Source organism: Streptomyces sp. NBC_01450, from assembly GCF_036227505.1.
GTDB lineage: Bacteria > Actinomycetota > Actinomycetes > Streptomycetales > Streptomycetaceae > Streptomyces.
Window position 1 is genome coordinate 10,594,898 of record NZ_CP109480.1, and the last position, 20,472, is coordinate 10,615,369.

Below are 20,472 nucleotides of genomic sequence, written 5' to 3' on the forward strand. Positions count from 1 at the left end.
CCAAATGGGCTTGATTCACAGGGAGTTGGGGGCTCGGAAGGATGGCGGCGGCAGTGAACCGACCACGCTTGGCCGATCGGCGTGTAGACCAGACAAATAGGCGGTCTCGTCCAGCCATTTGATGCCGCGGAGGCCTGGACCGGCAGTTGGGCCGCAGTCCAGTTGAACATGCGTGGTCCCTCGGTGCCGTCGCCGCACGCGATGCGCTGCCAGACACTCCTGGATGCTCAGCCGGCCTCGGCGGCGGGGTGTGCACTGCCGAGCGCCTGCTGCGTGTTCACGAGCACGGTGTGGTCGTGCTGCCGGGCATGCAACTGCTCCTGCGGGGCTTCGATTTCCTGGCCCGCGGGCGCGGCGCTGAAAGCAGGAGCCATGTGCGAACGGGATGTTCGTGTCGAGTGCCATCCCGCGATCCACGGCCGCGACTGACGTTTCCCCATGACCAGACCACCGAGCAGACACGCCACGCCAACAGTCGCATGACCAACGGCTTTTGGTAGAGCCAGTAAGTCAGCCGCATAGAGGTGAGCGTTCAGGCTTGGAGGCGCGTGAAACCCGGTGCCACGTTATTGAGAGCCATGCGAACATCACCAGGTGACCGACGATGAGGAGCTGTTCGCCGCCGACCTGATCGGCAAGCGTCTGCTGGGGGTGACCGCGGCCTGGCACCACTATGCCGATGAGGAGCCGTCGCTGCTGCATCTGTGGCTCCATCTGGAAGGGCTCGGCCCGGTCCACTTCCACACACCCAGCACTGGTCTGTCGCTGAGAATCGACCAGCCGCACGAGCCGTACTCGATGGAGCAGTACGGCAGCGTCGTGGTCGTCGAGGACTCGCCTGACCTGTCGGCGACCCGGTTCATCGGTGAGCCGGTCCGCTCGGTCCGAGAGATCAGCTATCGGGACGCCCGCATTGACTTCGTGGCGGGACTCACGCTCCAGTTCCCCGGCGGGAGCATCCGCCTACTCGCCCTCGACGACGAGCTCGTCCTCGCCCACGACCAGCATCTGGGCTCTGTCGAGGCCGACTTGCACGAGGATGTGATCCTCGCCCGAGTGGTGCAGACCAGCGAACGCTTCCCGTCGCAGTGGGACGCGTGGACGACTGGCGGCCAGTACCTGTATCTGCGCTACCGGCACGGAGAGGGGACCGTCGAGCAGCATCCGAGCGAGGACACCGACACATGGGACGGTGAGGAGTCCAGGCTCTGGACGAAGTGGGTCGATGGGACCGACGGTGGAGGCATCGACCTCACCGACTTCCTCGCCGTGGCCGGCCTACGGCTGGCATCCGACGCCGAGACCGTTTCGGGTGGGGGCGCCGGCTCACCGCATCCGGGCTGGGCCGCCCATCACGGCGGGCAGTAGTTCGGCCGCGGTCTCCCACGCCGCGAGGAGGACCGCCTGCGCTTCCTTGAGCGTCAGCAGGGTCGAGGTCTTGGGGGAAAGGGCGGCCGCCCAGGCACTGGTGGTGCTCTGGAGCAGTAGCTCGGCGCATGTCAGCACGTGGCGATTCCATCGTGGTGGGAAGGGCCGCCATCACCGCCGGGGTCAGGGCCGGGACGCCGTCCGGGGCGGCGAGCGCGTTGTGGGGGAGTGCCTGTTCGAGTTTCCAGACCGGCTCCGACACCGCGACCGGCGCCTGCCAGCCCCTCGGTCGCAGTACCCAGCCGGGCTCTGCTTCGTCTTCGGCGGTGAAGTGCCGCACGACGCCTGGGCCGTGGGCATACGCCTCACTGTGCGCTTGCCCGAGACCGCGGAGCGCAGCCGCTCGTACGCCGCGCGCTTCCGCTCGCGGGCCGGCGGGCCCCGGCCCACACGCGGCTGCGGGCCGGAGGTGCTGGGCTGGGCGTCGGCGACGGCCTGGCGGACGAGCTCGGTCAGGGCCGGGAGCCCCTGGGCTGCCCGATATGGCGTATCCCGGCCGAGAGCAGGCGCTGGATCTCCGTCCTGGGCAGCCAGTGGGTGCCGTCGGCATCGCGCACCGGTACCGCCCCCGTGTCGGGTTGGTTGACCGTGTTTGCCGACGGGGGCCGCGACGACGAAGACGGTGTCGGCCGCCTGCCGCCGTTGAGCCGCGTGGCGATCCCGGGCATCGGATTCGATTCCTCCCAAGACCGTAAGCAGGCAGGCGCACGTGGTTCTTCTTTCGCAGTGTCCGAACCAGGTGCCGGAGTCCTCAGCCGTGTCCAGGTAGTGCATGAGCCGCTCTACCTCGTCCAGGGGACCGTGCGTGCGGTCGTTGTCGCGGCTGACGTGCAGGACGACGGTGAGGCGTCATCAATCCGCCCACCCTCCTGCTGCCAGCTCCTCGGCCGCGGATGCCTGGAGGGCTTCGGGGCCGGGGTGGGGGCGCGGCTTGCGCTTCCTCTCGGCACGAGCGGCCAGGAGGGTCAGGACGACCCCGGCGGCCAGCCACAGCCACAGGGCGAGGAGGTGGGAGCCGAGCCCGGCGTGGTCGAAGTAGAGGGCGCTGCGTGTGCCCTCGACGAATGCGGCGCCGTTCCAGAAGGAGTGCAGCGTTCCGTAGAAGGTGTTCTGCAGCTCCGGTCCCGTGAGGCCGCCGGCGCTGGTCAGGTTGAGCATGACGAACAAGCCCATCAGGGCCAGCGGGGTCAGCTGCTTGAGGAAGGTCTGCAGTCCGAGTCCGATGGCGACGACACCGGCGCTGTAGAGCAGAAACATGGCCCAGATGGTCCCGTAGGAGTGGTCGACGACGTCGAAGACGGGGCCGGCGAGAAAGATGGCGATCGCGCTGATGGCGAGGGAGACCCCGAGGCCCAGAGCCGCACGGACGCGCATGCTGAGCATGCCTGCCGCGGGAGCCAGCGTCAGCGCGCCGATGTAGGACGCGATGCTGAGGGCGATCAGGATGAAGAACAGGCCGCCGCCACCCGGGTCTCCTTTAGCGAGCGGGGCGACGTCGGTGACCTTCAGGGACACACCCTGCTGGTCGGTGACCATGCGGAAGATGGTCTCGGTCGCGTTCGCGGCGGCATTGGAGCCGGCCCTGGCAATCATGAGTTCGGGGTGCGACGGGGCCGGGACGAAGGCGCCGACGAGGTCATGGTCCATCAGGTGCGCTCTGGCCTGTTGCCGGGTGGGCACGGTGATGACGTTCAGGCTGTCCCCGGCCTTGTCCTTGATGGTCTGCGCCAAGACCTTGGTCTTGGGTGTCGTGCCCACGATCGCCACCTTCAGCTCGTTGGGCTGTGGATGGTGAAAGGCGCTGAGGTAGGTGACGCCCAGCCCCAGACATACCAGCACTGGGCCGATCAGGTGGACGGCCATGCGGACGACGGTGGCGCGCCGACTGGGGGAGGCGCGGTGTGTTCGTGCTGTTTCGGGGCGGGTGGCGGTCGGAGTGGTCATGGAAGGCCGGCTTCTTGTACGTGGATGCGAGAGCGCGCTGTGCCGGCGGGTGGCACGGCGCGGAGAGACCTGGCGGGCTGCCGTGGGAGCCGCCGTGCCCGGCTCTGTCACCGGGGTCGGACAGCACAGTGGTTGGCCTCTTGGGCAGTCGGCCCGGTCGGTCCGTCAGGGGTTCTGCGCGGGCGAGAGGATTGAGGGGCAGGTGTCAGGCGGTGGGCAGCCACTCCGGGCGGCCCGAGCCGCGCGGGACAAGGATGTGCCGGTAGGCGCCGGGGGTCCGACATCTTCACCTGGTCGGTGACGCCCTGGTAGTGACCGAGCGGGGTCTCGGCGGTGAAGGTCTCGGGGTCGGGGTAGGCGTCGAGCCCGCCGCTGCCGCGACGCCGGACAGGAGCTCCAGTGTCGAGATGCCCGAGTTCGCCTGACGGCCACCGTGGTTGGTGACGTAGATGACGTCGGCGCCGTTGTCGATCGCCAGACGGGCGTCGTCGGGGTGCTGGATGCCTTTCACCGCGATCGGGAGCTTGGTCCGCGTACGGATCCAGCGGAGGTCTTCCCAGGTCAGCGGGTGCTGGAAGATCTTCGCGTAGTGGCGCAGGGTGGCCGGCCGGTCCTCGTGCGGAGCCCTCTCCGGGTGCTTGGTGAAGTTCTCGTCCGAGTAGTAGTTCTGCATGCAGAAGCCGCGGAACTGCGGGAAGTTGCCGCGCTCCAGGCCCATCGGGCGGTAGCCCAGGGACCAGGAGTCGACGGTCATCAGCAGGCCCGAGTAGCCGCTGGCCTCGGCGCGGTGGATGAGGCTGGCCGCCAGCTCACGGTCGTTGGGCAGGTACAGCTGGTGGAAACCGGGCGTGTCGCCGGTGTGCTTGATGACCTCTTCCATCGGAGCCTGGGAGAAGGTCGACAGCGAGAACGGCACACTGGTGGCGGCCGATGCCCGGGCCGCGGCGATGTCGCCCTGGAAGTCGGGGGAACACAGGCCCACCAGGCCGATCGGCGGCATGAAGATCGGAGAGTCGAAGTGCTGTCCGAACAGGTCGATCGACAGGTCGCGCTCAGGCGGGCTGACCATCATCCGGGGAATGATGCCGTAACGCTTGTACGCGTCGATGTTCTCCTGCTGCGTGCGCCCGTCACCGGAGGCCGCCGAGACGTAGCGGTACACCCGGTCGGGGAGCGCCTCGGCCGCCTTGCGCTGGACCGCCTCGGCGTCGAACGGGTATCGCGAGGTGACACCGTTCACGGCGTCGAAATAGACGCCGATTTGAAAGTCGCCGAAATTGTTCGACATTGCATGTCAGCCTTTCCGTGTGTTTTGGAGAAGCTGTTCCCCCGTTCCCTGCTGCCGGTCTTTTGTCACGGGTCTCCTACATACGAACCGATCGGCCGTCTTCCGGCCGCTCCTGCTTTACGCCTCGTGGCGGCTCAGCCATTCCTTCTCCTGGCCGGGGTCGGGCAGGACGTGGCCGGCTTCGACGGCGGAGCGTGCGGGGCTGTCCTGGATCACCACGAGGATGTGGTGCTCGGATATTCCGGTGACGCGGGATGCCGCGGCCGAGAGCTCGAGTGCCAGGCGGGTCGTCTCCTCTTGTGGGTGGCCGCGGCGTGCCCAGCCGCTGATCAGGAGCGGCGCTCCTGGTTCTCCGCCGACGTAGACGTTGTCCTGGGGCAGTTCGCAGAAGACGACGTTGACGTAGGCGGGCGGGACGTGGTTGATCTCCGCGTGGATCCTGGTGATCTCGGCGGCCAGGTCGCCCTTGGCGCCGGCCTTCAGTGTTCCCTCGGCGGTGGTGCAGGTGTAAATGGGCATGTCGGCTCCTGGCATGTGCGGGCTGGGGGGCGTGCCCCCCGGGGCGTCGGGGGGCGCGGCCGCGTCGGGGGTGGTTCGTCCGGGGGGTGGGGCCACCGGGGTGGTGCCCGGTGGCCGGGGGCTTGGTGGTGTCCGGGGTGGTCAGTTGCTGTGGTCGGTGAGGGTCTTGAGGTCGGTGACCGTGTAGGCGAGGTCGAAGTGGAATCCCTTGCCGGTGCGCTGGACGGGCAGGTCGGCGAGTTCTTCGCCGTGGGCCGGGAGGAAGGCGAGGTCGGCGGTGCCCACCCAGGCGTCGCTGATCGCGGTGTTGTCCAGGACGGACATGACCAGTTCGTGGACGGCGGGCTGGTCGTGCTGTCCGGCGGCCAGGCGGGGGAAGTGGCGGAGGTTGACCACGGGGCGGTTCATCAGGGTGGCGGGGTCGGGGACCGGCTGTTCGAGGGTGACCCTGGCTTCGGCGATGCGCTGTCCGGCGGCGGAGGCGGTGGCGCCGAACTGTCCGCCCGGGCCGAGGACCGGGGTGCCGGGGCCGCCGACGGAGTAGGCGCGGGTCTGGTGGACGGCGCCGAGCTTCTTGGGGAAGCCCTGGACCCAGCCGCGGGCCATGGCGGAGTCGTTGTCGACGTAGATGTAGGGGCACCAGGCCACGGGGGCGCCGTTGTGGCGGGCGTCCAGGGTGATGAGGAACTCCCGGTACTGCGAGCGTGCGGGGTCGAGGTATTCCAGGCCCGTGGACGAGTACTGCCAGTCGATGAACATCGCGACGCCGCGGCCGGCGGAGTCCGGGTCGGGGGTCAGGCCCTCGGGCAGGGTCGCCGCGGCGGCGGCCGGGTCGGTGAAGAACTCCACACCCACCACGGTGCCGGCGTAGTGCCACGGCGGGGCGGGCGCCAGGTTCGCGATGCCACGGGGAGACAGAGGAACGGTGTAACCCTTCATGCCACGTCCTTCGAGAAGAAACTGAATGAAACGATACGTAGCGTTTCATTGACGATGATGCGACGGTAACACGCCTTGACCCGCGAGTGCAACGATCCGTATCGTTCTAGTCATGACACTCGTCTTCTCCTCAGGTTCCGTGGCCGGTGGGCCTCGTTCTGTTTCAAAGATCCTTGCCGCGGCGCGGGATGTCCTGTCGGGGCAGGGTTACCCGGCGCTGACCATCGAGGCCGTCGCGGCGGCCGCGGGCGTCGGCAAATCGACCATCTACCGCTGGTGGCCCAGTAAGGAGGCGCTCGTCGCCGACGCGCTCGCCGAGATCTTCCGCGCCGAGGAGATCCCTGATCTGGGCGACACCAACGCCGAACTGCGCCGCGCCGTCGACATGACCATCGACAACTACGCCAACGAGGACATGGCCACCTCGCTGCCCGCACTCGCCGGTGGCCTCCTCCCTCACCCCGAACTCATGACCCGGTTCCGGGAGGCTTTCCTGTACCGCAAGCGCGAGAACGTCGCCGCCGCGCTGCGCCGCGGAATCCAACGCGGTGACCTGCCCGACGATCTCGACATCGATCTCGTCCAGGACCTCTGGGCCGGCACCGTCCTCTACCGACGGCTCATGACCGGCTCCCCCCTCGGCACCGACCTCGCCGAATACCTGGTTCAACTCGTCACCAAGAGTCCTCCGCTGCTCCCTCACTGAGAAGGGGCGGTCCCGCCGATGTTGAACCCGCGTGAGGACGTGGTCCGGTGCCCCGGACGACTGGATCAACATGCGGGCCAGAGCGACCAGTTGCGAATCCACCAGCGCCAGATGCGAACGCGCGAGGCGATGCTCTGCGAGCAGGCTCCCCCCGAGGAGCAGCGGATCATCGGATCCGGGGGGGGGTGCCTCTATGTTCTTCGTCAAGCGTCTGGGCAGCCTCTGCCCGGGGTTCGATCTTCTCTGTGGGGCGTGAGACTGTCTGGTCGTGCCAGAGATGACGAGTGGGTTGGAGGCAGCCTTGGCTGAGGCGTCGTCTCCTTCGTGGACCCAGCGTGTTCGTGCCGGGCGTGACCTTGCTTCCTTCGCTGATGTTTCTGAGGCTGCGGAAGCGTTGGTGGGGCTGCTGCTGGACGTCGAGGACACGGCGGTGACCCGGCAGACGGCAGAGGCTTTGACCCGGGTGGGGACGGTGGCCGCCATAAGGCTTATCGCTCTCGCGGTTGCCGAGGCTGACGACAACCAGGCCGAGTGGCTGCAGACCGGGGTGCATGACGCGCTCGTGGGACCGGGCGGTGTGCCGGACGTCGCAGCGGCCTGCGGGAAGCTCGCCCGGGACCCGGAAGAAGCTGTCCGTCGGGGGGCCGCAGATATCTCGGCATGGGCAGACGACCCATGGTGTTGATCTGCGTCAGCCTTCCTGTGGACTGGTTCATGCAGCCGTCGCCTGGGGGACGCGGGGTTCGTAGAAGGTGCCGTCGCGGAGCATGGCGAACAGGACGCTGATGCGTTGGCGGGCGAGGCGGAGGAGGGCTTGGGTGTGGGTCTTTCCGCGGGCCCGGCATCGGTCGTAGTAGGTGCGGGAGGCGGGATCGGCGTTCATGCAGGCGAAGGCGGAGAGGAACATGGCGCGTTTGAGCTGCCGGTTTCCGCCTCGTGGTGCGTGTTCGCCGTGGATCGAGGTGCCCGACGACTTCGTGGTCGGGGCAAGTCCGGCGTAGGAGGCGAGGTGGGCTGCGGTGGGGAAGCTGGTGCCGTCGCCGACGGTGACCAGCAGGACGGCGGCGGTCCTGACGCCGACGCCGGGCATCGATGTCAGGACCGGGGAAAGAGGGTGTGCCTCCAGCAGGGCGTTGATCTGGGCTTCCAGGGCCCGGCGTTGTTCGTGGACCGCGGCGAGCGAGCGGGCCAGGGAGGGCACGACGATGTCGAGGGTGCCGGTCCCCGGGACCACGACGGTCTGTTCGTCCAACGCGTCGAAGACGTCGTCGATCAGCCGGGCGGCCATGCGCGGGGCCTTGGGCCGGATGAGCTCGACGAGCCTGCGGCGGCCGGCTTTGCGCAGGGCGGTCGGGGAGCCGTAGCGCTCCAGCAGCCAGGTGACGGCCTGGTGGTCCAGACGCGGGCCCAGGACGCGTTCCAGCGACGGGTGGAACTGGGTGAGCAGGCCGCGTATCCGGTTGGAAGTGCGGGTGGCCTCGGCGGCAAGGTCCTGGTCGAAGCCCACGAGCACGGTCAGTTCGGCGGTGATCTCGTCGGTGAGTTCCAGCGAGCGCAGGGTGTGCGGCAGGGTGCGGGCGGCGTCCGCGATGACCGCGGCATCCTTCGCGTCGGTCTTGGCCTCGCCCGGGTAGAGGTCGGCGATCCGGCGCATGGCCAGTCCGGGCAGGTAGGCGACCTTGCAGCCCGCGTCCCGGGCCACGGTGAGCGGGAGGGCGCCGATGGAGGCGGGCTGGTCCACGATCACCAGGACGGTGCCGAACTTGGCCTTGAGCTTGTCGAAGACGGCCCGCAGCTTCGGCTCGCTGTTGGGCAGCTGCTTGTCGAGGACCTTCTTCCCGGCCGGGGTGAGCCCGTGGCCGTGATGAGCACTCTTGCCGACGTCCAGGCCGAGGAACACGCCCACGTCTTCGGGGTCGAACATCGCGCCCTTCCCAGGGTGTTGAACGTGCCGGCCTCGGCGGTGGTGTCGTACGCGCGCATCCACGTTATGCAGACCTGCCGCCCGCGAGCTGTCCGGCATTGCGCCGGACCGGGCGGTGGCCGGACCTCTCATCAGCGTCTCCGACGGCACCTCCCAGGCCCGGCGACACCACCCCCCAGGTCATGCCTTCGACAGGGGGCAAAAGTCATACCGGGCCCGGAGGCCAGCGGCCCTCTTGCAGGACCGCGAAAAACATAACGGGGCAGTTGACCGCGGACTCCCGGATGCGTGGCAACGGGTGCTCTTCGGCGTGCTTCACGACTCCCCACGCACGACCTGCGCACGCTGGGGGCATCCATCAAGGAGATCCGTCGGTTGCCGCAAGAGCACAAGGTGAACCGCTCCGGGATGGGTGGAAGCTCTACGCGTTGACTCCAGCCGCCCTGGGGGGTTTGATCAGCTCCGTTTTGTAGAGGCCGATCCGGGACTCGGCGTACGTCGACACTCTCGCCGACCTCGGTGTCACCAAAGACGTGGACGACCGGCAGTCCCTCGTGGCGATGGAGCGGCACAAGTGTTGACGATCGCGTACGTAATCCGCCATGGCTGTGGTCACGTAATTCCCCACCTTGTCGGCCGGTACGGCGCCTCGGCTTGAGGGGGCCGTCGGCTGGCCAATGACCTCTGGCAGACTTCGCGGCATGGGGTTGTTCAAGCGGGCCAACAAGCCAGACAGTGCTGCTCAGGCCGTGGATCAGGCGGATCTGAGCATCCTGTTGCTGCAGGGCGAAGACATGATCGATAAACTGGCTCGTGCGCACATGTCCTGGGGGCTGGGCTCGGCGGACCGCTGGGGCCTGGATCAGAGGACCGGCCTCATCACCTGGACCTTCCCCGAAAAGACCGCGACGGCGCCCGCGCAGATCCTCGGCAGTTTCAGCCCCTCGTCGGGCTCGTGGCTGTGGGCGTGGGCGAACAAGAGCATCCTCCCCGAGATGAGCCGCGACGCCCGAATCGTCCGAGACTGGGCAGAGGCCCACGGTCACCGCTCCCTCGCCCAAGCGGAGATCGATGCCGACGAGCAGGCTGCGGCGAGCCTCGTGGCTCTGGCTGTCCGGCTCACCAAGGCGACTGGTTTCTATCGGGGTCCAGGAGGCAATTCCGTCGCGATCATCACGTTCGGCCCGGTCACGCTGACGGCTGCGGATGGCAGCACCTCCACCTTCAACATCAATATCGACTAGCGGACCCGGCAACTCTGCGCCCGGAGGTGTCGGTGCCTGACCCTCAGCAGGCCAGACGCCTAAACCTGTGATCCGGCGGCCGACCTGCCTATGAGGTTGTCTTCTCCTTCTTGTCGGCGGGGTTCCTGGGGCGCTTGTTGGGGCGGTAGCTGGGGCCGTTCATGATGACCTGGTGGCTGGCATTGATGAGCCGGTCCAGGAGGGACTCGGCGACGACGGGATGGGGGAAGAGCGGATACCAGTCGCTGGGCGCCCGGTTGCTGGTGCTGATCAACGACCGGCCCTGACGTCCGGAGACGAGTTCGTAGGGGTCGTCGGCCCGGGCCGCGGTCAGCTGGCGCCTCGCGAAGTCGTCGAGGATGAGCAGGCCGGGGCGGATGAGTTCGCGGATCTGGGCGGTGGGCAGTTTCGGGGAAGCCGTGAAGTCGAACCAACTGCCCCCCGACAGAGCACTGCCAGGGGAATTGATCATGGAGTAGAAGCTGTCGACCGGGTTCATGCTGTCCGTTGTCCAGTGGCGACTACGTCGCGCCGTCATGGCATGCGTCCGCAGAGGAAATTCACCGACGACGACAGGCTCGGCAGCGCGGCGCCGCTTCGTGACCGAGTACGGACCGGCTGGCTGCGCCGACGCGGGGGTGGTGACGAAGGCCGAGCGGGTCACGGGTCGGACGACGCTCATCGATTATCTGCATCAGGGGATCGCAAGGATTGATTGGACTCATGCTGATGCGCTGATCAGGCTGGATGGGTAGTTCGGTGTTCGGTCTCCGGATCGCCAGCCACCTGACCGTCTATGCACATCGAGAGAAGAGCGCAGCATGTCCGTCGGCTATCGCCAACTCGGCAACTCCGGTTTGCCCGTGTCCAGTGTTGGGCTCGGCTGCAGCAACCTCGGCAGGCCCAACACCGCCAGCTTCACCCAGGAGGATGCCAACGCCGTTGTGCGAGCTGCCCTCGAGGTCGGCATCACCCTTTTCGATGTCGCGGACACCTACGGCACACCGCCCGGGCTGAGCGAACAACTCCTTGGAGAGGCGCTGAAGGGCCACCGCGACGACGTTGTGATCGCCACCAAGTTCGGCATGGACACGGAGGGGGCCAATGGCCGTGACTTCGGAGTCCGCGGCTCCCGCCGCTACATCGTCCGCGCCGTCGAGGAGTCGCTGTGCCGGCTGGGCACCGACCGGATCGATCTGTACCAGTTCCACACCCCCGATCTGGTCACGCCGATCGAGGAAACCCTGGCCGCGCTCGACAGCCTGGTGCAGCAGGGCAAGGTGCTCTACATCGGCCACTCCAACTTCGCCGGATGGCAGATCGCCCAGGCCGAGTATCTCGCCCGCCAGTTCGGCACCGCCCGCTTCGTCGCCCCGCAGAACCACTACAACCTGCTGGACCGCCGTGCGGAGCTCGAAGTACTGCCCGCCGCCCAGGCGTTCGGGCTGGGCGTCCTGCCCTACTACCCGCTGTCCAGCGGGCTGCTGACCGGCAAGTACTCCTCCGGCAGGGCTCCCGAAGGGGCGCGGCTGACCCACTTCCGCCAGGACGACTTCGAGAACGCCGACCTGGCACAGCTCGCGGCCTTCGGTGACTTCGCCGAGAAGCGCGGCCTCAACGACAGGCTGCACAACGGAGTCACCAAACGGAGGTCGAGTACGCAGCCTGCTGGTCACGAGCGGTCTGGCGTACATGGGCGGCTTCGTTGTCAGTGGTGCCGTGCATGATCGGCGCGTCAGTTGTTCTACGGGGATGGGGAAGCGCCATGCCGATCACGAACCAGCAGGTATCAGGGCACGCGTTTCTGCGGCAGATGTATGCGGACTCGTACTTTCCCGATCACGTCGTCGACCGAGGCAGGGCGATCCTGTTGCGGCTGTGCGAGCGGATTGAGGCTGTGCAGCCGTCGGATCTGGAGGCCCTGTATGCGCTCGCCCAGGCCGCAACAGAGGAATTCAACCGCTTGGAGGCGGAGTTCGAGGCCGCCGGGAGTGAGATCGAGACGGTTGCGCGCGAGGTGATCGCTGAGGATTTCTGGTTTGTCGCGTCGGCATACGGGTTCACGGACGCGGATGTAGAGGAGCTGATCGCCACCCGGGACTGGTGAACAACGACCGGAGGGCCATCTGCTGGCGAGAGCCATTCGTTGAGAGCTGCGATCAGCACGGTCGCCTCGTGGCGGACGGCGAGCTTGTCGTATCTCGTGGGTGCGCCACGAGGCGCTATGGAATCGAGTGAGGTGAGAGACCTTCACCGCCGGGTTGTCGCAGCAATTCGGCTGAAGCTGGGGGCAGTTCGGCTCGGGGGATGCCGAGCCGAGCGGTAAGCAGCCCTGACAACGTCGGGACGGGCTGGCACTGCCAGACGGTCCGGGTCCGGCTAGCGAGACGGGAAGGTGCACGCGAGGAATCAGTGCTTGACGCCCCGTAATTACGACACCGGCTCGAACCTGGCGGATCTGGGCCGGAAGCAGTGCACGACCACCGCTGGCCGGTGGTCGACTCCGAAGCAGATTCCACGTATCGGTGGGGAGGCCACGCCGAAAGCCTGCGGCGTAAGCGTGTCGATGCTGCCGGGGTAGAGCTGAGCACCTCACCCGTCGATCGATTCCGTGGTGAACGTGGGAACTGCCCGCGGGCGCCCCAAGCCGGACCTCCAGTTCGGTCGAGGGCAGGCCCATCGCCGGCTGATGACCGTCGGGCAGGACGGAGGCTCCGTAGTACTCGGAGGCCGGGAGAGCCGGCCACATGGGGAAGGGGGCCAGCAAGTCGGCAGTAGGCTGGAATGCCAGGAGGTTATCGCCGGTGAATACCGACGAGCTGGAGTGGGCCTTGATGAAGGCCGAGCGCCGGGTACTGGAGATTCAGACCAAGCTGCACCGTTGGGCTGCTGATGATTCTCATCGCAGGTTCGACGATCTGTTCAACCTCGTGGCCGATCCTGCCTTCCTGTTGGTGGCGTGGGATCGTGTCCGGGGGAACAAGGGTGCCCGCACGGCCGGAGTGGACGGGAAGGCCGCTCACTCCATCGAGGCCGTTCAGGGAGTCGAGGTGTTTCTCGGCAGGCTGCGGAGTCAGCTTAAAGACCGCAGCTTCCGGCCGGTTCCCGTCCGTGAGCGGATGATTCCCAAGGCGAACGGCAAGCTCCGTCGCCTAGGGATTCCGACTGTGGCGGACCGGGTGGTCCAGGCGTCCTTGAAACTGGTACTCGTACATGGATCTTCGGATTGGAGGTGATCGCGTCGATCAGGTAGCGGGACATCGAATGCTCGAGGTCGTGTCCCCGTATCAGGAGGTACACCGGATCGGATGTCCGGGCCAGGAACATCGCTGCTTGGCCTGCCGAGTTCGCGCCGCCGATCACGGCCACGGGCCGCCCGGGCGCGTACCTTGCCTCAGCGACCGTCGCGGAGTAGTAGACGCCGTTGCCCTCCCAGGTTTCGATCCCGGGGACAGCCAGGCGCCGATAGTCGACTCCGGTGGAGATGACGACGTCGCGCGCCCTGAAAGCCCGTCCGTCGTCGCAGGTGACGATGTGTATGCCGTTCTGACTGGCGAAGGCCGCCGCCCGGGCGTTCCGGTGGAGCCGGACCCCGAACTTCGCCGCCTGGATCGTCCTCCGCGCAGCCAGCTCGGCACCCGAGAGACCGGCCGGAAATCCGAGGTAGTTCTCAATTCTGGAGGACGTACCAGCCTGGCCGCCGAAGGCCGCCGCATCGATGAGAGTGGTCTGTAGCCCTTCCGAGGCGCCGTACATCGCTGCCGCCAGACCGCCGGGGCCACCGCCGACAACGAGCAGGTCACCGACATCCTGGTCGTCGTCATCGACCGCGGTGAGCGGCTCTCCGAACTCCGCGGCGATGTCGGCCGGCTGTGGATTGCGCAGCAGAGGCCGGCCGGGGATGAGGACGATAGGAAGGTCTGTCACAGGTATCCGGAGTTCTCGCAGAAGCGCCTCGGCCTCTGGCTGCTCTTCGAGATCCATCCAGTGCAAGGCTGTTCGGCTGAGCGAGAACGACTGCAGAAGCGCTCGGCAGCGTTCGTCGTACCGGGAACCGATGAGTGTGAGTCCTGCGCCCCTGCGCATCAGGTTCGCCCGGCGCTCCAGGAACGTCCGCAGGATGTATTCACTGAGGCCGGCGTCCTGCGCGACGAGCATGTGAATCTGATGGACCGGCACTCGCAGCAGTCGACCCGGGGTCTTCATGACACCTGCAAAGCGGGAGTGCTCTCCCGTCAGCATGCCTATCTCGCCCAGGAACTCCGCGGGCCCGTATGACGCGACCAGTCGCTCGTGCGCCTCACCGAGCCGGTCGACGATATCCGCAGACCCCTCGAGGACGACAAAGAAGTCGTAGGACGCATCGCCCGCTGAGAAGAGGATCTCGCCGGAGTTCGCCGGAAACTCTGATCCGAGCGCTGCCAGTCTCTTGAGTTGGTCGCCGGAGAGCGGTGCGACCGGGGCCCATGCCGAGTGCTCGCCTCGTTCGACGGGGTCCATGTGGTGCCTTCTCTCGCTGGTGGGCAAGCACGGGTGGGCCCGTCCTTCGGGTTGTTCCATCCTCTGCCGGGGCTGTCTACCTGTCCCTCATCCAAAGAGGTGACGTCCGGGCCTCGGGCACCCATGCCCTGCCCGGTCAGCTTGCGGCGCGTCGGTCGCCCTGGGCTGTGGCTCCTACCTCCATTGGCTGACCAGACGGGTCGTAGGCAGCGGTGGATCACCGTCGACCAGGATCGCCTGAATATGTGAGGGACCGGAAGAGCGTGAGGTGGGAGGTTGACTCACGTCGGCTCGGCCCACGCCGCCGTCGTCCCCAGATCTCAGCACGTGTGGAAAGAAGGAATCCTGGTGAGCACCACTCCCTCCCCAGCAGCGTCTTCCGGCACCTTCCTGCTCGGCGGTGATCTGCCGGTGCATCGCCTCGGATTCGGCGCGATGCGCATCACCGGGCCCGGCGTCTGGGGCGAACCGCAGGACCCCGACGAGGCGGTGAGGGTGCTGCGTCGGCTGGTCGAGCTCGGGGTGACGTTCATCGACACGGCGGACTCCTACGGTCCGTCCGTCAGCGAGCGGCTGATCAAGCAGGCGCTGCATCCGTACCCCGTCGATCTGGTCATCGCGACAAAGGGCGGTTTCACCCGGCCCGGTCCGGGCTTGTGGCAGCCGAACGGCCGGCCCGAGTACCTGAGGCAGCAGGCCGAGCTGAGCCTGCGGAACCTCGGTGTCGAGCGCATCGACCTGTACCAGCTGCACCGCATCGACCCGACGGTGCCGGTCGAAGAGTCCCTCGGCGAGCTGGCACGGCTCCAGCAAGAGGGAAAGATCCGGCACATCGGTCTGTCCCAGGTCTCGGTGGCCGAGCTCGAACAGGCCCGAGGGGCCGCCGAGATCGTGTCGGTCCAGAACCTCTACAACCTCGCCGACCGTACCTCCGAAGACGTCCTCGACTACTGCGAAGCCGAGAACCTCGCGTTCATCCCGTGGTTCCCCATCGCGACCGGCACGCTCGCCGAACCCAGTGGCCCGCTGGCGACGATCAGCAAGAGCCACGGCGCGACGCCATCCCAGCTCGCACTCGCCTGGCTATTGCGCCGATCCCCAGTGATCCTGCCCATTCCCGGCACGTCGTCGGTTGCCCACATAGAGGAGAACGTCGCAGCGGCCTCGGTGCGGCTTTCGGACGAGGAGTTCGAAGCATTGACGAGCGCCGTCTGAGGCAGTCACATCCGCCGCTGGAGACTCCTGGCACCCGTGACAGTGGTCACGGGTGCCAGATCGCTCCGAAGTCGAGATCCTCGAGGTCCTCGACAGCTCGCGGCTGAAGATATCGAAGCGGCCCAGGGCCTGCGGTGGCAGTGCGATGGATCGCCTGGATCAGTCCTGTGTCGTCGTAGGCCAGCATGGTCAGCCCGAGACCAGGTCGCCGAGTCGGCCGGAAGTCAACGGCATGGGCATGATGGGGAAGACGGTCCGGCCGAGGCACAGCGGCGAGGAACAGCAAGGCCGGACCGCCAGCGTCCTTCCTAGGCCCTGTCGTGTCCGCGGTGGAAGTGCGTGGTGAGGATGTTGGGCTTCGCGTCGAGGACGAAAGCGGCGCTGAGGACGTAGAGCCTGGTGCCGCGCAGGGCGACCGAGGTCGGTCCCCGCAGGCCGTCCTCGCCGGTGAGGGTGATCGAGTGGCTGCCGTCCTCGGGGTGGATCAGCGCGACCTCGTTGGCGATGTTGAGAGCGCCCACCACGTCGTCGGAATGGCCGACGAATTCGAAGTCGTCGAGGAACGGGAGCCCCGTCGCTCTGGGCTGCGCTGGCGCGGCGCTGCCGTCCGGTTTGATCGGCACGCGAAGCAGCACGCCCTGGGCGGAGTTCGACACCCAGACCGCGCCCTTGTGCACCTTGAGTCCGTTGACGCCGAGCTGGCTTGTCGGCTCGTAGGCCGCTCCGGACGCCCAGGCGGTGGGGGTTCCGCCGGTGATGGGGGCGCGCCAGATGATCCCGCGGGTCGAGTCGGCGATGAACAACCGGCCGGTCCGCTCGTCCAGCGCCATGCCGTTGGGGAGGCTCGAGGCGCTGAGCGGGATGACGCGCTGGGGCTTGCCGCCCGGCCTGATGCGCCAGATGCCGGTGAGGGTGTCGTCGCCGGTCGCGTAACCGACGTACAGGGTGCCGTCGTCGGTGCGGACCAGCCCCGTGGCGAGATTGAAGCCCAGCGCCGGGGTGTTGACTCCGCCGTCGGCCGGCTGTGGGAGGGAGGCCAGCAGCCGCCGGTGCCCGCCCGGTGCCACCTCCTGTATTTGCGCAGCTCTGGACAGCACGACATTCAGCTTGCCGTCCGGCGTCACGACCACGTTCTCCGGCTGCTGCCCCGCCTCACGGTCGTACTCGACGAGTACGCGCGGATGAGAGGCGGGGAAGGTGGCAGCCGCCGCCGGCTGCGCGGTGAGGGACAGCGCCGCCACCCCCGCGATGGCCGCCGACACGAGACTTCTTGCGATCGGAACGTGCATGTTCATTACTCCTTGAGTAATTACCAAAGGCGCATCAGGGTTTCCTGGCCGGACCATGCAGGGCGCGATGGGGGAGGGATCGGGGTCGTGCCGCACCTGCTTCGGTTGTGAGGCGATGTCGATGAAGTTGCTGGATTGGCTTTGAAGGCTTGGGTCACTGCCTTCCGGATGTCGCGGTAGTACCCGAGCTCGAACTGAACGTCGGCATGACAGCCGATGTCTCCGTCAGGCGACGGTCTCGGTCGGGCGCGGGAGCGCGCGGCCCCTCTCCTACGTGGACGAGGGTGGCGAAGACTCCGACCTTGACCCAGTACGAGCGCTCCGAGAGTTTCCGCAGGACGAAGGGCTCAGTCATGGTGCGCCTCGCCGCCCGTGGTCGACGGGAAAGTGGGGAGGGCTCGGAGCGAGTCCGCGGCGACGCGCGGCGCTGACGGGTTCCTCGATAGCGGGCCTAGGAGTCCAGGAACTTGTGCACGTCGGCCGCGAAGGACGGCGCGTGCTGGAAGAGGAAACCGTGGGCGGAGTCCGGGTACAGCTTCACGAACGCGTCGGGAATCAGGGCGGCGGTGAGGTGCGAGTACCAGGGAAGGATCATCCGGTCGTCGTCGCCGTTGGCGATGAAGACCGGCTGTTCGATCGCGGCGAGCCGCTGGAGCAGCCCGAAGTTCGGCGTTCCCCACTTCAGGACCGCGTCGTACTGGGCGTTCCGGGTCTGCCAGGTGGTCTGTTCGTCGCGTCCCTCGGTCCGGGCGTAGATCCTGCCCAGGCACCGCTGGCCGGCGGCCCGGCTTGCGGGCGAGTCGGTGAAGAACCCGTGGAGGTAGCCTTCGGCGTCAGTGGTCGGCTCACCCACCGCGCCGATGATGTCGGGTGCCCAGCCGTGCATGCCGGGTGCGCCCTGGGGCGCGGTCGAGGCCAGGACCAGCTTCGCTATCAGCGACGGCCTCATGAGCGCCATCTCCTGCGCGATGAAGCTGCCGATGGAGAATCCGAGCAGGTCGATCCTGTCGAGGCCGAGCGCCTCGACGAAGGTGATCGCGTCGTCGGCCATCTGCGCGAACGTGGTGGGAGTGGATCCGGTCGTCGCGGCCACTCCCACGTTGTCGAAGGCGATGACGTCGCGCGAAGCCGCCAGCGCGTCGATGAGGCCGGGGTCCCAGTTGTCGAGGTTTCCCCGGAAGTGCTGCAGGAGGACCAGCGGGAGGCCGCCCTGGGGACCCAGGCGCCGATAGGCGTAGTTGACTCCGTTCGATCCCTCGGCGGTCGTGGTATTGACGTCCAGGTATTTGATGCTGTGCTCCATTGCCGTTCCCATCTGTGTGGCTTGGTGCGGGGACGGGGTGACGGGGCGCGTGCGTACTTCCCCTCTCGTCACCCCGGACACTCGGGGCCGGGCGGTGTCAGGCCGCCGAACCCACTCGGGCGTACTCGCCGGCGATCCAGTCGGCGATGACCGCGCCGTAGTCGGCCGCGCTCTGCTCCCAGGGGAAGTGCCCGGAGTCGAAGCTGGCCAGGCGGCTGTTCGGCAGCCGCTCGTGCAGGTACGTGCCGTTGGACGGCGGCACGAGCTCGTCGTGTTCGGCGTTCATCACCTGCACCGGGGTGGTGATGAACGGCAGCAGTTCACCCAGCACCGGCAGTTCCACGGGGTAGGCGCGCACGTAGCGCGCGGACTCGGCGAATCTGCCGTCCTCATAGGCGGTGACGTAGTCCTCCCAGACCTCAGGCTCCCTGGTGCGAGGTGCCGCAGGCTCCACGGCGGCGCCCACCGAGGTGCGGCTGTCGAAGTCCTTGAGGAAATCGGTGTCGGGAGCCGCGATCATGTCGGCGAGGGCGCCTGACACCTCGAGCGGGTACGCCGCCCCACCGCTGCCGACGATGACCGAGGCCACCGACCCGGGATGGCGGCCGGCCAGGAACGGCGCCGCGCCGGTTCCCACGTCCGGGGCCAGCAGGTGCGGTGTCTCCAGGCCCCAGCCGCCGATCAGCTCGTGCAGAAACTGCGCCATCGCCGACGGCGTGAACAGCTCGGTACGTCCCTCGGAGTGTCCGAACCCCGGCAGGTCGACGGCCACCAGCCGGGTCACCGGCGCCAACTGGTCCCAGATACGCCGGAACGCGAAGAGGCTCTCCGGCCACGGGCTCGTCATGAGCAGCGTCGGTCCCGACTGCTCGCCGGTGTCGACGAAGCGGATCGCCAGACCGTCGACCGACCTGGTCTGGAGGGCATGGCCGGCCAATGCGGTAGTCGTCATGCTGTTCATCCCTTTCGAGGTCGTTCTTCCTTGAGGCATGTGTGCGGTCGTCCGCGTTGTCATGCCAGGTCTGCTTCAAGCAGATCACCGCGTCCCCCGGCCTCGACATCACGTGAACAGGTGAGGCGGGGTGGGCGGGCGGGGCCGGGAAACCTGTTCCTCCACCTCCTCTTCTCCCCGCATGTGCCCGCATATTTCGACGCCGTGGACCACATGCTCGAGTACGACTTCTTCAGCTCTCCAGGTCCGGGGGCGCGTCCACGCCGACGCACGGCTTCGTCACCAGGAACATGTGACTTCTCTTCCGGTCACCGCTTCCGTTCCCTCCCCCGAACAATTGAGGGCTGTACGGTCAGGAGGCGGGGCGGAGTTGTTCGGCGATCCAGGACGCCGCGAACCTCGTCCACGTGGCCGCGTCGCCGGCGCCCTCGGCGAGTCCCAGGCTATGAGGGCCGTGGGCGTACACGTGCGCGGTGTGCGGGACGTCGTGCGCGGCCAGGGCCGCGGCGAGGCGGTAGGTGTGCTCGGGCGGGACGTAGATGTCCTCGGCGGTGTGCCAGAGAAAGAAGGGCGGCGACGCCGTGGTCACCAACGCATCGAGTGAGGCCGCGCGGCGCAGTTCCGGCGAGGCGTCCTCGCCCAGAAGGATCATCCGCGAAGGCCGGTACGTCTCGGTCTCCATCGACGTGATCGCGTAGCCGAGGACAGCGAACTGGACTGACTCGCGTGGGTCATCGGTCGGTGCCAGGGCCGCCAACCCCGCAAGGTGTCCGCCGGCCGAGAAGCCGACCACTCCGATACGGTCAGCGCCCTGCTCGCGTCGACGCCGGATCTCAGCACGCAACGCCAGAAGGGGCGCGGGATGCCGCACGTTCAGCGGATACCGGAAGACGCTGGTCGACAAGCCCAGCCCAGAGAGCCATGAGGCGATCGGCTCCGCTTCGTGCGCCGCGTGCGCCGCATAACCACCACCGGGCAGCACGATCAGGTGGGCCGCTGAGGACCGAACCCCGCTGGCACGCCCGCGAGTTGCTTGTGTTGTGTCACGCTGATCGCTCACGGACAACCTCCTCCTGCCGCCCGCGGACGCCGCGACCGGCCCTCACCCGCGAGGTTGAACCAAGGTCATCACTACACGGAGCTCCTCGCCATCACGCGAACAGGTGAGGCGAAGCGCCGGCACTCTCGGACGGTCGTCGTCCCATCCTTCGCGGACAAGAC

Annotated in this window: 19 protein-coding genes and 3 pseudogenes; 8 read left to right on the forward strand and 14 right to left on the reverse strand. The window is 67.5% G+C overall.

Going from position 1 to position 20,472, the window contains the following annotated elements; genetic code table 11:
* Positions 1-227: 227 nt before the first annotated feature.
* On the reverse strand, positions 228-374 hold the full coding sequence (locus OG568_RS47230; RefSeq protein ID WP_329536087.1) for a hypothetical protein: 147 nt from the start codon (positions 372-374) through the stop codon (positions 228-230).
* Positions 375-594: 220 nt separating this feature from the next.
* Between OG568_RS47230 and OG568_RS47235 the strand changes: the two genes are divergently transcribed.
* Entirely contained in the window at positions 595-1,368 is a 774-nt protein-coding gene (locus tag OG568_RS47235; protein WP_329536088.1) for a hypothetical protein, read from the forward strand.
* On the opposite strand, the gene OG568_RS47240 is transcribed toward OG568_RS47235, so the two are convergent.
* The 6 genes from OG568_RS47240 to OG568_RS47265 form a co-directional block, all read right to left on the reverse strand.
* Entirely contained in the window at positions 1,327-1,506 is a 180-nt protein-coding gene (locus OG568_RS47240) for a hypothetical protein (protein ID WP_329536089.1), read from the reverse strand. The genes OG568_RS47235 and OG568_RS47240 overlap by 42 nt on opposite strands.
* A 374-nt stretch (positions 1,507-1,880) precedes the next feature.
* Positions 1,881-2,096, reverse strand: a complete 216-nt coding sequence (locus OG568_RS47245) for a hypothetical protein (RefSeq protein WP_329536090.1) — start codon at positions 2,094-2,096, stop codon at positions 1,881-1,883.
* 184 nt (positions 2,097-2,280) lie between these two features.
* A complete protein-coding gene (locus OG568_RS47250) occupies positions 2,281-3,372 on the reverse strand; it encodes a hypothetical protein (protein WP_329536091.1) in 1,092 nt (363 codons plus the stop codon).
* Positions 3,373-3,658: 286 nt separating this feature from the next.
* The gene (locus OG568_RS47255; RefSeq protein ID WP_329536092.1) at positions 3,659-4,660 is read right to left on the reverse strand and encodes an alpha-hydroxy-acid oxidizing protein; all 1,002 of its coding nucleotides are present in this window, start codon (positions 4,658-4,660) and stop codon (positions 3,659-3,661) included.
* Positions 4,661-4,777: 117 nt separating this feature from the next.
* On the reverse strand, positions 4,778-5,179 hold the full coding sequence (locus OG568_RS47260) for a tautomerase family protein (protein WP_329536093.1): 402 nt from the start codon (positions 5,177-5,179) through the stop codon (positions 4,778-4,780).
* Between the two features lie 141 nt (positions 5,180-5,320).
* Positions 5,321-6,118, reverse strand: coding sequence for an acetoacetate decarboxylase family protein (locus OG568_RS47265; RefSeq protein ID WP_329536094.1), 798 nt, complete (start codon positions 6,116-6,118; stop codon positions 5,321-5,323).
* 112 nt (positions 6,119-6,230) lie between these two features.
* Here OG568_RS47265 and OG568_RS47270 point away from each other — a divergent pair, with 112 nt between their 5' ends.
* Both OG568_RS47270 and OG568_RS47275 read left to right on the forward strand, forming a co-directional pair.
* On the forward strand, positions 6,231-6,824 hold the full coding sequence (locus OG568_RS47270; RefSeq protein WP_329536095.1) for a TetR/AcrR family transcriptional regulator: 594 nt from the start codon (positions 6,231-6,233) through the stop codon (positions 6,822-6,824).
* Positions 6,825-7,101: 277 nt separating this feature from the next.
* On the forward strand, positions 7,102-7,509 hold the full coding sequence (locus OG568_RS47275; protein ID WP_329536432.1) for a hypothetical protein: 408 nt from the start codon (positions 7,102-7,104) through the stop codon (positions 7,507-7,509).
* Positions 7,510-7,536: 27 nt separating this feature from the next.
* Here the strand turns inward: OG568_RS47275 and OG568_RS47280 are convergent, their stop codons facing one another.
* On the reverse strand, positions 7,537-8,748 hold the full coding sequence (locus OG568_RS47280) for an IS110 family transposase (RefSeq protein WP_329533076.1): 1,212 nt from the start codon (positions 8,746-8,748) through the stop codon (positions 7,537-7,539).
* A 701-nt stretch (positions 8,749-9,449) separates the two neighbouring features.
* Between OG568_RS47280 and OG568_RS47285 the strand changes: the two genes are divergently transcribed.
* Positions 9,450-9,992 (forward strand): DUF6882 domain-containing protein, encoded by a 543-nt coding sequence (locus OG568_RS47285; RefSeq protein ID WP_329536096.1) that lies wholly within the window; start codon positions 9,450-9,452, stop codon positions 9,990-9,992.
* Between the two features lie 88 nt (positions 9,993-10,080).
* Here OG568_RS47285 and OG568_RS47290 read toward each other — a convergent pair.
* Positions 10,081-10,386: pseudogene (locus OG568_RS47290) on the reverse strand (ATP-binding protein); the annotation flags it as partial.
* Positions 10,387-10,813: 427 nt separating this feature from the next.
* Between OG568_RS47290 and OG568_RS47295 the strand changes: the two are divergent.
* The 3 genes and pseudogenes from OG568_RS47295 to OG568_RS61645 all read left to right on the forward strand — a co-directional run.
* On the forward strand, positions 10,814-11,719 hold the full coding sequence (locus OG568_RS47295; protein ID WP_329536098.1) for an aldo/keto reductase: 906 nt from the start codon (positions 10,814-10,816) through the stop codon (positions 11,717-11,719).
* Positions 11,720-11,757: 38 nt separating this feature from the next.
* Positions 11,758-12,099: a DUF5713 family protein gene (locus OG568_RS47300; protein ID WP_329536099.1), complete on the forward strand. Its 342-nt coding sequence runs from the start codon at positions 11,758-11,760 to the stop codon at positions 12,097-12,099.
* A gap of 697 nt (positions 12,100-12,796) precedes the next feature.
* Positions 12,797-13,201, forward strand: a pseudogene (locus tag OG568_RS61645) (group II intron reverse transcriptase/maturase); the annotation flags it as partial.
* A gap of 52 nt (positions 13,202-13,253) precedes the next feature.
* Here the strand turns inward: OG568_RS61645 and OG568_RS47305 are convergent.
* Positions 13,254-14,552 (reverse strand): annotated as a pseudogene (locus OG568_RS47305) (FAD-dependent oxidoreductase); the annotation flags it as partial.
* Positions 14,553-14,840: 288 nt separating this feature from the next.
* On the opposite strand from OG568_RS47305, the gene OG568_RS47310 reads away from it, so the two are divergent.
* Positions 14,841-15,707 (forward strand): aldo/keto reductase, encoded by an 867-nt coding sequence (locus OG568_RS47310; protein WP_329536101.1) that lies wholly within the window; start codon positions 14,841-14,843, stop codon positions 15,705-15,707.
* Positions 15,708-16,015: 308 nt separating this feature from the next.
* On the opposite strand, the gene OG568_RS47315 is transcribed toward OG568_RS47310, so the two are convergent.
* The 4 genes from OG568_RS47315 to OG568_RS47330 form a co-directional block, all read right to left on the reverse strand.
* Positions 16,016-16,996, reverse strand: coding sequence for a hypothetical protein (locus OG568_RS47315; protein ID WP_329536102.1), 981 nt, complete (start codon positions 16,994-16,996; stop codon positions 16,016-16,018).
* A gap of 451 nt (positions 16,997-17,447) precedes the next feature.
* Entirely contained in the window at positions 17,448-18,299 is an 852-nt protein-coding gene (locus tag OG568_RS47320) for an alpha/beta fold hydrolase (RefSeq protein WP_329536103.1), read from the reverse strand.
* A gap of 97 nt (positions 18,300-18,396) precedes the next feature.
* Complete coding sequence (locus OG568_RS47325; RefSeq protein ID WP_329536104.1) at positions 18,397-19,251, reverse strand: alpha/beta fold hydrolase; 855 nt, start codon at positions 19,249-19,251, stop codon at positions 18,397-18,399.
* A gap of 352 nt (positions 19,252-19,603) precedes the next feature.
* Positions 19,604-20,311, reverse strand: a complete 708-nt coding sequence (locus OG568_RS47330; RefSeq protein WP_329536105.1) for an alpha/beta hydrolase — start codon at positions 20,309-20,311, stop codon at positions 19,604-19,606.
* Positions 20,312-20,472 lie beyond the last annotated feature (161 nt).

Bases quoted from the DNA above. Each gene is read 5' to 3' on its own strand.
- OG568_RS47280 (WP_329533076.1), bottom strand. From the start codon at position 8,748: ATGTTCGACCCCGAAGACGTGGGCGTGTTCCTCGGCCTGGACGTCGGC.
- OG568_RS47315 (WP_329536102.1), bottom strand. From the start codon at position 16,996: ATGCACGTTCCGATCGCAAGAAGTCTCGTGTCGGCGGCCATCGCGGGG.
- OG568_RS47250 (WP_329536091.1), bottom strand. From the start codon at position 3,372: ATGACCACTCCGACCGCCACCCGCCCCGAAACAGCACGAACACACCGC.
- OG568_RS47275 (WP_329536432.1), top strand. From the start codon at position 7,102: ATGACGAGTGGGTTGGAGGCAGCCTTGGCTGAGGCGTCGTCTCCTTCG.
- OG568_RS47255 (WP_329536092.1), bottom strand. From the start codon at position 4,660: ATGTCGAACAATTTCGGCGACTTTCAAATCGGCGTCTATTTCGACGCC.
- OG568_RS47245 (WP_329536090.1), bottom strand. From the start codon at position 2,096: ATGCCCGGGATCGCCACGCGGCTCAACGGCGGCAGGCGGCCGACACCG.
- OG568_RS47325 (WP_329536104.1), bottom strand. From the start codon at position 19,251: ATGACGACTACCGCATTGGCCGGCCATGCCCTCCAGACCAGGTCGGTC.
- OG568_RS47230 (WP_329536087.1), bottom strand. From the start codon at position 374: ATGGCTCCTGCTTTCAGCGCCGCGCCCGCGGGCCAGGAAATCGAAGCC.
- OG568_RS47285 (WP_329536096.1), top strand. From the start codon at position 9,450: ATGGGGTTGTTCAAGCGGGCCAACAAGCCAGACAGTGCTGCTCAGGCC.
- OG568_RS47300 (WP_329536099.1), top strand. From the start codon at position 11,758: ATGCCGATCACGAACCAGCAGGTATCAGGGCACGCGTTTCTGCGGCAG.
- OG568_RS47295 (WP_329536098.1), top strand. From the start codon at position 10,814: ATGTCCGTCGGCTATCGCCAACTCGGCAACTCCGGTTTGCCCGTGTCC.
- OG568_RS47320 (WP_329536103.1), bottom strand. From the start codon at position 18,299: ATGGAGCACAGCATCAAATACCTGGACGTCAATACCACGACCGCCGAG.
- OG568_RS47265 (WP_329536094.1), bottom strand. From the start codon at position 6,118: ATGAAGGGTTACACCGTTCCTCTGTCTCCCCGTGGCATCGCGAACCTG.
- OG568_RS47260 (WP_329536093.1), bottom strand. From the start codon at position 5,179: ATGCCCATTTACACCTGCACCACCGCCGAGGGAACACTGAAGGCCGGC.
- OG568_RS47270 (WP_329536095.1), top strand. From the start codon at position 6,231: ATGACACTCGTCTTCTCCTCAGGTTCCGTGGCCGGTGGGCCTCGTTCT.